Here is a 12,526-nt window from a genome sequence, read left to right on the forward strand (position 1 = left end):
TCGAGGCCGACCTGCGAGCCGATCTCGCGTTCTCATTCTTTAATAGTTCGAGCACGGTCTGCTTGTGGCCGAACTTGGCGTCGATCTGCCACCTGGCACTGAACATCGCCGCCGCCTCACTCGTCCCATGCCTGCACGACGGTCTGCCGCACGATCAGGCCGTTCTTCAGCTCCAGCATCGCCGCGCAGAACACCTTGGTCCCGTCCGGATAGGCGCAGGCCTGGGTGAAGGCGAGATTGTTGCCGTCGGCGATGGTGGTGTCGACCTTGTGGGTCATCGCCCGGCTGCAGATGTCGTCCCAGAACGTGGTGATCGCAGCGCGCCCGCGGATTTCGCGCGGCTTGCTCGGCGGGTTGTTGCGGTCGATCACCCGCACCAATGCGTCGTCGGCATAGAAGCTCGCCAGCAATTTTCCATCACGGCCCTCAATCGCCTTCTTGATCGCAGCGCCGTCTATCGTCTGTGTCTTGGTCGGCAATTTTTCCTCCATAGGCCCGTCTTCTCGGATCGGGTGGTTGCTTGATCAGGCACTGCCCGGCGCTCGCCGCCGGGCAGTGGCTTCTTCACTGCGACTTCGCCTTGACGGCCGCGAACACCTCGTCGGACTGCTTCTTGAAAGTGGCGAGATCGACCTGGCTGCCGTTGAGCATCGTCGACCAGTGGCGCACGATCGCCGCCATCGCCACCGCCTCCTTGATCTCCTCGTCGCTGGCGCCATTGAGCTTGGCCGCCTGCGTGTGGAAATAGATGCAGTACTGGCAGGGGATCTGCGAGGCGACGGCGAGGCCCATCAATTCCTTGGTCTTGCCGTCGAGCGCGGTGTTTGGGTTGAGCTGCACGCCCTTGATCTCGGCCCAGGCGCCGGCAACGGCGACGTCCGGCAGCGTCTTGAACATGTCCGGTACCGAGCCGAGCGTTGCCTGGATGTCCTTGTAGGCAGCCGTCGCCGAGGCGTCTTCGGCCTTGGCAGGAACGATCGCCAACAGCGCGCCAACGCCTGCCGCCAGCACCAGTGATTTGAGTGTCGACTTCAGCATTTTATTCCTCCCTTCGCAGCGCCTTTCCCGGCGACATCCGCCTGGCCTGCATGGGACGAAGTGATAGCGCTTACGCATGCCCGGCCGCTTCGCCCGAAAGCGCCATGGCTCCTATGGCCCGTGCGGGCCAGCGTGCCGGGCCGAGAACGCCGCCGCCGCCGCCCGCGACGGCAGGTCCAGCTTGAGCAGAATATTGGCTACGTGGCGCTTGACGGTGTGTTCGCTCAGCCCGAGTTCGGCGGCGATCGCGGCATTGCTCTTGCCATCGGCGATGAGGTTCACCACCTCGCTTTCGCGTGCCGTCAGTGCGGCCGGCTCGGCAGCCTTGGCCTTCGGCCGGCAGGCCGGCTCCAGATGCTGTTCCGAGGTCGCCTGCACCAGCGCCAGCGGCTCATCCAGCTCGTCAAGCGCGATGCGCCCGGCGTCATTGAAATGAAGGCCTGAACCGGCGGCGAGGTCGGCGACCAGCCGCGAAGCGAGGATGTCGCCGCGCCCGGCATGCGCGGCAAGCTGAATCGTCACGCGCGCCGTCAACCCCGTCGGCGGCCCACGCAACTCGACCTCGCCGACATGCACGCCCTGCGCGCTGGCGACGCCGATCTCCTGCGCCGCATCGCGCAGCGCCTCCGCACAGCGTACGGCCCGCGCCGGGCCGTCGAAGCGCGCCATCATCAGCTCGCCATTCGTGCCGGCCGGGCGGCCGCCATGGCGCCCGACCAGCAGCCGCCATGTTTCCTGAAAACGCTGGCTGCGCTCGCTCCACATGCGGTCGCCAAGCCGCGCCGTGTCGTAGATCCGGGTGACCAGCAGTGCAGCCAGCACGCGCTCGGCCTCGGCAACGGCGCGCGCTCCGGTCAGGAACTCCTCGATCAGATCGGCCACCCGGTCGACATCGCCGGTCCAGATCGGGTGATCGCGCCCGGGCACCTCGACCAGCCGCGAATTCGGGATCTTCCTTGCCAGGAAGCGGCTGGCCTCCGGGTCGACGCGCGCATCGTTGCGGCGATGGACCAGCAGCGTCGGTGCGCTGATCGCCGCCAGCACGCCGCGCACGTCGATAGCTGCATTCATGCGGGCCAGGGCGATTGCCGCGGTCGGGCTCGCCGACAGCCGCTCGAAGCGCGCCCACCATGTGGCGAAACGCGGATCGTCGACGCGGCCGGGTGCGAAATGCGGCAGGGTGGCGCCGGTGCCCCATGCGGTCTCCGCCGTCGCGATGAACGCCTCCAGGCGTTCCGGCGGCATCACCCATTTGTGGAAATGCGAATAGCCGCCATAAAGCGCCAGCGCCCGCGTCCGCTCCGGGTAGGTGGCGGCGAACAGCATTGCCATCGGCGCGCCTTCCGAAGCGCCGAGCAAGGCGGCGCGGCCGCTGCCGGTCGCATCCATCACCGCGCGCACATCGTCCATGCGGGTTTCGAGGCTGGGCAGATGGTGGGCATCGACGCGATCGGACAGACCGGTGCCGCGCTTGTCGAACAGGATCAGCCGTGAGAACGCGGAAAGCCGCTTCAACAGCCGGGTGTAGCCCTCGTCTTCCCAGTGCAGGTCGAGATTGGAAATGAAACCCGGCACGAAGACGAGATCGAGCGATCCCTGGCCGACCACCTGATAGGCGATCCGCACGTCGCCACTGAGCGCGTATCGAGTTTCGATCGGCCTCACGAGGTTTGTCCGCCCGACCCGACGAATTCTTGTCGCCGATCATAGCAGAGGCGCGCAGCTTGCGGCAGATGAAACTTTAGAGAGCGTGAATGTGGGCCCGCGGCGCCTACTTCTGTGACGCGGCGGTCGTCTCGGTGTTCGCTCCGCCAGCGCTGAAACCTGCGCCCTCCGGCGCGCCAGGCCGCTTGATGTGTGGCGCGGCCGCGACGACAAGCTCGTTGAACCCTTCGCCGCCGCTGTCCAGCATCTCGAACAATTGCCGGCGCATCCTCGGCTCCCAGAACTTGTTGATGTGCTCGGCGACGCCGGCAATGCCTTGCTCGCGCGGCTTTGAGTGGAAAAAGGCGGCGATCTGGTTGGCCATGCGAACCAGCTTTTCGCTGGTGCTCATGAGGTGGCCCTCGTCATGCGACATGCTTGGCAACTCCGGAAACCACTCGGTCAGGATGGGTAAAAATATCGAAATCGTCGCCGCGCACCAGCGCCACCAGCGTCATGCCGGCATCGTCCGCGGTGCGGATGGCAAGTGCGGTCGGCGCCGAGACGGCAATGATGACGGCCGAGCCGATCGCCGCGGTCTTCTGCACCATCTCGACCGAAACGCGCGACGTGACGACGACGGCCCCCGACCTGCCGTCGATACCGGCTTTGGCCAGCGCGCCAGCCAGCTTGTCCAGCGCGTTGTGGCGGCCGACATCCTCACGCGCCATGACGATGCCCTTGCCGGGGAGGTAAAAACCGGCGGCGTGGACGGCACCGGTCTCGGCGTGCAGCGGCTGCAGCTTCGACAAAAGCTTGACCGAGCGGACGATGTCATTGGCCTGAAGTGTAAGTTGCGACGCACCGACCGGGTTTACCGAGCGCATCGCCTCCTCGATCGATTCGATGCCGCACAGCCCGCAGCCGACCGGCCCAGCCAGCCTGCGCCGCCGCGCTTCGAAGCGGGTGTTGGCCTGGTCCTTCAGCCGGATCTGGATATCGATGCCGGCGCCGTGATCCTCGACCTCGATCGCTTCGATTTCGTCCGGCGAGGCAATGATGCCTTCGGTCAGCGAGAAGCCGAGCGCGAAATCCTCGAAATCAGCCGGGCTTGCCATCATCACCGCATGCGTGGTGCCGGCAAAGGAGAACGCCACCGGCGTCTCTTCCGGCACCATGCGGTTGGCGGCCGCAGTGCCGCCGGCGCGGCGCGCGAGGCGGCTGATCTGTGTGACAGCACGACGTTTGGGCATCACGCGGCACCCCCCTCTGGCCTGCCCTCTTTGTCATCATTTGGCATCTCCCCCTCAAGGGGGGAGATCGGCAGTTCAGGCGTCGCGGCGCACCTTTCGACTTTGGTGATTGGCGAAAGTCGAGATGACATCCAATCTCCCCCCCTGAGGGGGAGATGGCCGGCAGGCCAGAGGGGGGTACTCCGGCACGAAACCAAAACCGCTACTCCGCTGCTTGCAGCGGGGCGATGCGGCGGCTTTGCTTTGCCTGCTCGTCATAGTCGCGCTGCCATTCCGACGGGCCGTTGGATGCACCCACCTGCACCGCGGTCACCTTGTATTCCGGGCAGTTGGTCGCCCAGTCGGAGAAGTCGGTGGTGATGACGTTAGCCTGGGTGTCGGGATGGTGGAAGGTCGTATAGACGACGCCCGGCGACACCCGCTCGGTGATCAGCGCGCGCAGCGTCGTCTCGCCGGAGCGGCTGGTCAGCCGCACCCAGTCGCCGTCGCGCAGGCCGCGATTTTCGGCATCGTGCGGATGGATCTCCAGCCGGTCCTCGCTATGCCAGACCACATTGTCGGTGCGCCGGGTCTGCGCGCCGACATTGTATTGCGACAGGATGCGGCCGGTGGTCAGCAGCAGCGGGAAGCGCGGTCCGGTCCTTTCGTCGGTCGCGACGTATTCGGTGCGGATGAACTTGCCCTTGCCGCGCACGAAGCCGCCGATATGCATGATCGGCGTGCCTTCCGGCGACTTCTCGTTGCAGGGCCACTGCACCGAGCCCACCCGGTCGAGAAGGTCGAAGGAAACGCCGGCGAAACTTGGTGTTGTCTTGGCGATCTCGTCCATGATCTGGGACGGATGCGTGTAGTTCCAGCCGAGGCCGAGCGCCTTGGCGAGCTCCTGCGTCGTTTCCCAGTCGGCATAGCCGCATTTCGGCTCCATCACCTTGCGCACCATGTTGATGCGGCGCTCGGCATTGGTGAAGGTGCCGTCCTTCTCGAGGAACGTCGAGCCGGGCAGGAACACATGCGCGTAGTTGGCCGTCTCGTTGAGGAAGAGGTCGTGCACGACGACGCATTCCATCGCGGCGAGACCGGCGGCGACATGCTTGGTGTCGGGGTCCGACTGCAGGATGTCCTCGCCCTGCACATAGAGCCCCTTGAACGAGCCGTCGACGGCCGCATCCAGCATATTGGGGATGCGCAGGCCGGGCTCGTCGTCGAGCTTGACGCCCCACAGGCTCTCATAGATGGCGCGCACCGCGTCGCCTGAAATGTGGCGATAGCCGGGAAGCTCGTGCGGGAACGAGCCCATGTCGCAGGAGCCCTGCACATTGTTCTGGCCGCGCAGCGGGTTCACGCCGACGCCCGGCCGGCCGATATTGCCGGTCGCCATGGCGAGGTTGGCAATGGCGATGACGGTGGTCGAGCCCTGGCTGTGCTCGGTCACGCCGAGGCCGTAATAGATCGCGCCGTTACCGCCGCGGGCGTAGAGCCGCGCCGCGCCGCGTATGTCGTCGGGATCGACATTTGCAAGCTGGCCGACCACTTCCGGGCTATTTTCCGGCAGCGCCACGAACGATGCCCAGTCCTGGAACTCGTCCCAGTCGCAGCGCTCGCGGATGAAGGCCTCGTCGAACAGGCCCTCGGTGACGATGACATGGGCAAGTGCGGTCAGCATGGCGACGTTGGTGCCCGGCTTCAGCGGCAGATGGAACTGCGCCTCGACGTGGGCCGAGCGCACGATGTCGGTGCGGCGCGGATCGAGCACGATCAGCTTGGCGCCCTCGCGCATGCGCTTCTTCATGCGCGAGGCGAACACCGGATGCGCATCGGTCGGATTGGCGCCGATCAGCAGGATCACGTCCGTCTGCTCGATCGAATCGAAGTCCTGCGTGCCGGCGGAGGTGCCGAAGGTCTGGCCGAGACCATAGCCGGTCGGCGAATGGCAGACACGGGCGCAGGTATCGACATTGTTGTTGCGGAAGCCCTGCCGGACAAGCTTCTGGACGAGGTAGGTCTCCTCGTTGGTGCAGCGCGAGGAGGTGATGCCGCCGATCGAGGTGCGGCCGTACTGGTACTGGATGCGGCGGAATTCATTCGCCGTATGGGTGAGCGCCTCTTCCCACGACACTTCGCGCCACGGATCGCTGACCTTCTCGCGGATCATTGGTTTCAGGATACGGTCCTTGTGCGTCGCGTAGCCATAGGCGAAGCGGCCCTTGACGCAGGAGTGGCCGTGGTTGGCCTTGCCTGCCTTGTAGGGCATCATGCGGATGACCTCGTCGCCCTTGACCTCGGCCTTGAACGAACAGCCGACGCCGCAATAGGCGCAGGTGGTGACGGTCGAGCGCTCGGGCAGGCCCTTCGCCAGCACGGTCTTTTCCCTCAGCGCATCGGTCGGGCAGGCCTGCACGCAGGCCCCGCACGACACGCATTCGGAATCGACGAACGCCTCGTGCATGCCGGCCGAGACCCTGGATTCGAAGCCGCGGCCCTCGATGGTCAGCGCGAACGTGCCCTGCACCTCCTCACAGGCGCGCACGCAGCGCGAGCAGACGATGCACTGCGTCGGATCGTAGGTGAAATACGGGTTCGATTCATCGCGGGCGATGTAATCGATGGTCAGCGAGCCATGGCCGGGCGCCACGCCGTTTTCCTGCTTGACGTGGTTGCGGCCGTCCACGCCATAGCGGTTCTCGGTCAGGCCGACCGTCCTGACGACCTTGTCGAACTCGCTGGCGCCAGTGCCGGCCTTCTCGCCCCACGCCGCAGGATGGTCGGAGACGTAGAGTTCCATCACGCCGCGGCGAATGGCGTCTAGCCGGTCGCTCTGCGTATGCACGACCATGCCTTCGCCGACCGGCGTCGTACACGAGGCCGGCGTGCCGCCGCGCCCGTCGATCTCGACGAGGCAGACCCGGCAGGAGCCGAACGAGTCCAGCATGTCGGTGGCGCAGAGTTTCGGGATTTCGACGCCCGCTTCCATCGAAGCGCGCATGATCGAGGTCCCCGCCGGCACCGTCACCGACTTGCCGTCGACCGTCAGCGTTACCTTTTGTTCTGCTTCAGAGGCGGGTGTGCCGTAGTCGATTTCCTGGACCAGCGATTTGATGTCGAATGCCGCGTTCATACCTGTCCGCTCCTATTCCGCTGCTTCGGCGACCGGCGTCGGCCGAAAGTCGTCCGGGAAATGGTTGAGTGCACTCATCACTGGATATGGGGTGAAGCCGCCGAGAGCGCAAAGCGAGCCGAACTTCATCGTGTTGCAAAGGTCGGTGACCAGCGCGATCTGCTTTTCCGGTTCGACGTTCTGGGAGAGCCGGTCCAGCACCTCGACACCGCGCGTCGAGCCGATGCGGCACGGCGTGCACTTGCCGCAGCTCTCGATGGCGCAGAATTCCATGGCGAAGCGTGCCTGCTTCAGCATGTCGGCGCTGTCGTCGAAAACGACGATGCCGGCATGGCCGATCAGCCCGTCCTTGGCCGCAAACGCTTCGTAGTCGAACGGCGTGTCGAACAGGGCGCGCGGGAAATAGGCGCCGAGCGGACCGCCGACCTGTACCGCCTTGACCGGACGCCCGGTCGCCGTGCCGCCGCCGATATCGTCGACGATCTCACCCAGCGTCATGCCGAACGCGGCCTCGTAGAGACCGGGATACTTGACGTTGCCGGCAATCTGGATCGGGATGGTGCCGCGCGAACGGCCCATGCCGAAATCCTTGTAGAAGGCAGCGCCCTTGTCCATGATCACCGGCACCGAGGCCAGCGAGATGACGTTGTTGATCACTGTCGGCTTGCCGAACAGGCCCTTGTGCGCCGGCAGCGGCGGCTTGGCCCGCACCTGTCCGCGCTTGCCTTCGAGGCTGTCGAGCAGGGCGGTTTCCTCGCCGCAAACATAGGCGCCGGCGCCGACGCGCACTTCCATGTCGAATGAATTGGCCGAGCCGAGCACATTGACGCCGAGCACGCCGGCCTTGCGGGCGATCTCGACGGCCTTCTGCATCACCGCCACCGCGTGCGGATATTCGGAGCGGATATAGATAAAGCCCTTGGTCGCGCCGGTGGCGATGCCGGCGATCGCCATGCCTTCGATCAGCACGAAGGGGTCGCCTTCCATGATCATGCGGTCGGCGAACGTGCCGGAATCGCCTTCATCGGCATTGCAGACGATGTATTTGCGGTCGGCCGACGTATCGAGCACAGTTTTCCATTTGATGCCGGTCGGGAAGCCGGCGCCGCCGCGACCGCGCAGCCCGGACTCGGTCACCTGCTTGACGACCTCGGCCGGCGTCATCGCCACTGCATTCTGCAGGCCCTTCAGCCCGCCATGCGCCTTGTAGTGATCGAGCGACAGCGGATCGGTGACGCCGCAGCGCGCAAAGGTCAGCCGCGTCTGCCTGGCAAGGAACGGGATCTTGTCCGGTGCGCCCAGCCAGCGCTTGTGGTGGCCGCCGGTGAGGAAGCCGCAGTCGAACAGGCTTTTGACGTCGGAGGGCTTCACCGGCCCATAGGCGACGCGGCCATTAGCTGTTGCCACTTCGACCATCGGCTCGAGGAAATAGGCGCCGCGCGAGCCGTTGCGCACGATCTTGGCCTCGATGCCGCGCTCGGCCAATTCCGCACGAACCGCCTTGGCGACCTTTTCCGCACCGAGCGCCAGCGCGCCGGAATCGCCGGGAATATAGATACGCGGGATCATGAGCGCACCTCGGCAACGATCTCGTTGAGCTTTTCGTCGTCGAGCCGCCCGATCACCTCGTCATCCAGCATTGCCGACGGCGAGCAGGCGCAAAGGCCGAGGCAATAGACCGGCTCCAGTGTCACCGAACCGTCGCGGGTTGTCTCGTGGAAACCGATGCCCAGCAATGATTTGAGCTTGGCGGCAATCGCATCCGAGCCCATCGACTGGCAGGCTTCCGCCTGGCAGAGCTTCAGCACATGGCGGCCAGCCGGCTGGCTGCGATAATCGTGATAGAAGGTCACGACGCCGTGCACCTCGGCCCTGGAAATGTTCAGCGCCTCGGCGATGACCGGCAGCGCGTCCTGCGGCACATAACCGAACTCTTCCTGGATGCCGTGCAGGATCGGCAGCAGCGGGCCTTCGAGGCCTTTCAGCTCGTGGATGATCGCCGCGGTGCGCGATGCGATCTCGGTACTTGCAGGCTGCATCGTCATGCAGCGCCCTCCCTGGTCGTGGCGGTCTTCCGCTAAGTGCTTAGGAAATCAGAGGAAACCCGCTAAATCAATAAAGCCGATCCGTTGCTCGATAGAAATTTTCTATCGTTCGCGGTCACCAGCCTTGTCTAGCCTAGCGGCGGGCGCGGAAATCGTCCGCCAGCGCCATTGCCTCGTCCAACAGCGCCGAGACCAGTGGCGTGTGCGGTTCGCGCGGTGCCGCCACCAGCCCGACGGTGTGGCTGGCATCCGGCTCGACGATCGGGATAGCCCGGATCGGCTCGGAAAAGCCGAACGTTTCCGCAAGGTTAAGCGGCATGATGGACGACCATTTGCCGGTGCGGATATGCGAAAACAGCACGATCATCGAGTTGGATTCCAATGTCGGCCGCACCTGCACGCCGGCTTCGGCCAGATGCTGGTCGATGATGCGGCGGTTCTGCATGTCGGGCGTCAGCAGGCAGAGCGGCAGCTGACTGAGTTCCGCCCATGTCACTTTGTCGCGGTCGAAATAGGGGTTCCCGACGGCGGTGATCAGTTGGTAGCGCTCGTCGTAGAGCGGCACGCTGGTGACGCGTCCGAGCGGTTCGTTGTCGAGATAGGTGATACCGGCGTCGATGTCGAAATTGCCGAGCAGCGACAGCACCTCGATCGAGGTGCGCGACAGCACCGAGAAGGTGACGCCGGGATGCTTTGCCCGAAACGGCGTCGTCAATCGCGCCACCATGGCCAGCGCCGTCGGGATCGCGGCGATGCGGATGCGCCCCGACAGGCCGTGGCGTGCCGCCCGCATCTCCTCGCGCATGGTCCTGCTGTCGCCGACGATGCGGCGCGCCCACACCAACACCTGCTTGCCTTCCGGCGTCAATCCCTGGAAGCGCGAGCCGCGCAGCACCAGCATCACGCCGAGCTGGCCTTCCAGCTGCTTGATGCCGGCCGAAAGCGTCGGTTGGGTGACGCCGCACACCTCCGCCGCCCGGCCGAAATGTTCTTCCCTGGCAAGTGCTATGAAGAATTCCAGCTTATCGATCATGCCGTCGGGAGCCTGTCACGGACGCTGTGTCCGATTGTAGCGCGCAACGTCGTGGAAATCGCCTTCGGCCGCAAGCCGCGTGTGTAAATCGTCCGCATCCACATCTTTCAGCCGGCTTACTGTTTCCCGCGATGGAATGCGGCGCTATGTGAATGAGACGGGGTCGTGGACTGGACACGACGGGAGACCGAACATGCTGGGCTGGTTCCGCAAGCTGCTGCCGCGCGAAGATCGCTTCTTCGACCTGTTCGAGCGGCATTCCCGCACCGTGGTCGGTGGCGCCGAGGCACTGCAGCAGCTTTTGCAGGGCAACGACATCGACCGCTGGTGTCAGACGATCATCGATCTCGAGGACGAAGCCGATCAGATCACCGCGGAAGTGCTGCTGGCCGTGCGCCGCTCCTTCATCACGCCCTTCGACCGCGGCGACATCAAGGACCTGATCCAGTCGATGGATGATGCCATCGACATGATGCACAAGACCGTCAAGACGGTAAAGCTGTTCGAAAAGAAGGAATTCGACCCGCTGATGCAGGAAATGGGGGGCGTCATCGTCGAGGCCGCCAAGTTGGTGGCCGAGGCGATCCCGCTTCTCGGCAAGGTCGGGGCGCATACGGTGCGCCTCAACGCCATCGCCGAGGAAGTCATGCGCGCCGAAGGCCGGGCCGACGACCTGCACGAACAGGGCCTGAAGGACCTGTTCAAGCGGCACGGCCGCAGCGATCCTATGGCCTATCTGATCGGCAGCGAGATCTACGGCCAGCTGGAAAAGGTGGTCGACCGCTTCGAGGACGTCGCCAACGAAATCAGCGGCATCGTCATCGAGAACGTATAGTGGAAGCCGCGATAGCCTTTCCGGTGCTGGTCGGCCTTGTCGTCGTCGCGCTGTTCTTCGATTTCCTCAACGGCCTGCACGATGCCGCCAACTCTATCGCCACCATCGTCTCCACCCGGGTGCTGCGGCCGCATTATGCGGTGTTCTGGGCGGCCTTCTTCAATTTCATCGCCTTCATGTTCTTCGGTCTCCACGTAGCGGAGACGCTCGGAACCGGCATCATCGACGCCAGCATCGTCACGCCGGCAGTGGTCTTCGCAGCACTTGTCGGCGCCATCGTCTGGAATATCGTCACCTGGCTCGTCGGAATTCCGTCCAGCAGCTCGCACGCTCTGATCGGCGGTTTGGTCGGCGCCGGCGTTGCCAAGGCAGGCACCGGTGCCATCGTCTGGACCGGGTTGGGCAAAACGACGGCGGCCATCGTGCTATCGCCGGCGGCAGGTTTTCTGCTGGCGCTCGTCCTGATCCTCGCGGTCTCCTGGCTGTTCGTGCGGCGGACGCCGTTCGCCGTCGACAGCACCTTCCGCGTCATGCAGTTCTTTTCCGCCTCGCTCTATTCGCTCGGCCATGGCGGCAACGACGCGCAGAAGACTATGGGCATCATCGCCGTGCTGCTCTATTCGCAAGGCATGCTCGGCGCGAATTTTTACGTGCCGCTGTGGGTCGTCATCACCTGTCAGTCGGCGCTGGCGCTGGGCACGTTGCTCGGCGGCTGGCGCATCGTCCACACCATGGGCTCGAAGATCACCCGGCTGAACCCGATGCAGGGTTTCTGCGCCGAGACCGGCGGAGCGGTCACCCTGTTCGCCGCCACCTGGCTCGGTATTCCTGTATCGACCACGCACACGATCACCGGCGCCATCATCGGCGTCGGCGCCGCCCGCCGCGTCTCCGCCGTTCGCTGGGGCATTGCCGGTAACATCGTGGTGGCATGGATCGTCACCCTGCCGGCAACCGCGGCGATCGCGGCTCTCACCTACCTCGCGGTCGGCCTGGCATGGTGACAGCACCGTAGCACTGCGCGGCAGGCGATGCGCCGTATCTACCTATCCACAAGGTTCAGGATGTTGCCGTCCGGATCCTTGAACCATGCGACCTTCATGCCCTGACCGACATGAACATCGCCGTCCAGCGTCAGGCCTGGCATGTCGTAATGCTCGAAGGTCACGCCCTTCGATTTCAATGCCTCAACGATCTTGCTGAGTTCGTCGCCGACCGTCCATGTCACAGCCGTCGCCTTGTTGGTCCCAGCGAAGTTCGAACGGTAGACGTTGATGCTGGTGTCGCCGCTTTTATAGACGATCAGTTCGCCACCTTCATTGTGCACCTCTTTCAGGCCAAGGACCCCTTCGTAGAATGCCCTGGCCTTGGCCAGGTCCTTCACGGCGAGATTGGCCGTCGCGTTGCTGTTTGCGAGCATGATTCGTCTCCTTCCCTGGCTGTCATTCCATGCTCATGAAATAGGCTGCGTTGACGATTTGGCGACGGCTGCTCCCACTGGAAATGCCGTTATATGCTCGCTGCCTCCCCGATACGCCGCTGCAATTGGTGGTCCATCGCTTG

At 64.6% G+C, this 12,526-nt stretch carries 12 protein-coding genes; 2 read left to right on the forward strand and 10 right to left on the reverse strand.

Going from position 1 to position 12,526, the window contains the following annotated elements; translation table 11 throughout:
- Positions 1-116: 116 nt before the first annotated feature.
- The 9 genes from NKI47_RS15430 to NKI47_RS15470 all read right to left on the reverse strand — a co-directional run bounded on the left by NKI47_RS15430 (position 117) and on the right by NKI47_RS15470 (position 10,128).
- Positions 117-479: a nuclear transport factor 2 family protein gene (locus tag NKI47_RS15430; RefSeq protein WP_023676394.1), complete on the reverse strand. Its 363-nt coding sequence runs from the start codon at positions 477-479 to the stop codon at positions 117-119.
- Positions 480-564: 85 nt separating this feature from the next.
- Entirely contained in the window at positions 565-1,038 is a 474-nt protein-coding gene (locus NKI47_RS15435; protein ID WP_352448517.1) for a carboxymuconolactone decarboxylase family protein, read from the reverse strand.
- A 111-nt stretch (positions 1,039-1,149) separates the two neighbouring features.
- A complete protein-coding gene (locus NKI47_RS15440) occupies positions 1,150-2,703 on the reverse strand; it encodes an alpha/beta fold hydrolase (RefSeq protein ID WP_352591222.1) in 1,554 nt (517 codons plus the stop codon).
- 106 nt (positions 2,704-2,809) lie between these two features.
- Complete coding sequence (locus NKI47_RS15445) at positions 2,810-3,118, reverse strand: formate dehydrogenase subunit delta (RefSeq protein WP_352570237.1); 309 nt, start codon at positions 3,116-3,118, stop codon at positions 2,810-2,812.
- Positions 3,108-3,935, reverse strand: coding sequence for a formate dehydrogenase accessory sulfurtransferase FdhD (gene fdhD, locus NKI47_RS15450; RefSeq protein WP_502897325.1), 828 nt, complete (start codon positions 3,933-3,935; stop codon positions 3,108-3,110). The genes NKI47_RS15445 and fdhD overlap by 11 nt, the downstream gene beginning before the upstream one ends.
- A 202-nt stretch (positions 3,936-4,137) precedes the next feature.
- A complete protein-coding gene (fdhF, locus tag NKI47_RS15455) occupies positions 4,138-7,050 on the reverse strand; it encodes a formate dehydrogenase subunit alpha (protein WP_023676803.1) in 2,913 nt (970 codons plus the stop codon).
- Positions 7,051-7,062: 12 nt separating this feature from the next.
- Positions 7,063-8,619, reverse strand: coding sequence for a formate dehydrogenase beta subunit (locus tag NKI47_RS15460; RefSeq protein WP_023676804.1), 1,557 nt, complete (start codon positions 8,617-8,619; stop codon positions 7,063-7,065).
- The gene (locus NKI47_RS15465; protein WP_023676805.1) at positions 8,616-9,095 is read right to left on the reverse strand and encodes a formate dehydrogenase subunit gamma; all 480 of its coding nucleotides are present in this window, start codon (positions 9,093-9,095) and stop codon (positions 8,616-8,618) included. The genes NKI47_RS15460 and NKI47_RS15465 overlap by 4 nt, the downstream gene beginning before the upstream one ends.
- A 133-nt stretch (positions 9,096-9,228) precedes the next feature.
- On the reverse strand, positions 9,229-10,128 hold the full coding sequence (locus NKI47_RS15470; RefSeq protein WP_023717897.1) for a LysR family transcriptional regulator: 900 nt from the start codon (positions 10,126-10,128) through the stop codon (positions 9,229-9,231).
- 193 nt (positions 10,129-10,321) lie between these two features.
- Between NKI47_RS15470 and NKI47_RS15475 the strand changes: the two genes are divergently transcribed.
- Both NKI47_RS15475 and NKI47_RS15480 read left to right on the forward strand, forming a co-directional pair.
- On the forward strand, positions 10,322-10,963 hold the full coding sequence (locus NKI47_RS15475; protein ID WP_023676807.1) for a DUF47 domain-containing protein: 642 nt from the start codon (positions 10,322-10,324) through the stop codon (positions 10,961-10,963).
- A complete protein-coding gene (locus tag NKI47_RS15480) occupies positions 10,963-11,967 on the forward strand; it encodes an inorganic phosphate transporter (RefSeq protein ID WP_352577476.1) in 1,005 nt (334 codons plus the stop codon). The genes NKI47_RS15475 and NKI47_RS15480 overlap by 1 nt, the downstream gene beginning before the upstream one ends.
- Positions 11,968-12,005: 38 nt before the next feature.
- Here the strand turns inward: NKI47_RS15480 and NKI47_RS15485 are convergent, their stop codons facing one another.
- A complete protein-coding gene (locus NKI47_RS15485; protein ID WP_352591226.1) occupies positions 12,006-12,383 on the reverse strand; it encodes a VOC family protein in 378 nt (125 codons plus the stop codon).
- Between the last annotated feature and the right edge of the window lie 143 nt (positions 12,384-12,526).

The sequence above is a fragment of the Mesorhizobium sp. M0633 genome (assembly GCF_040320645.1).
In the GTDB taxonomy this organism is placed as follows: domain Bacteria; phylum Pseudomonadota; class Alphaproteobacteria; order Rhizobiales; family Rhizobiaceae; genus Mesorhizobium.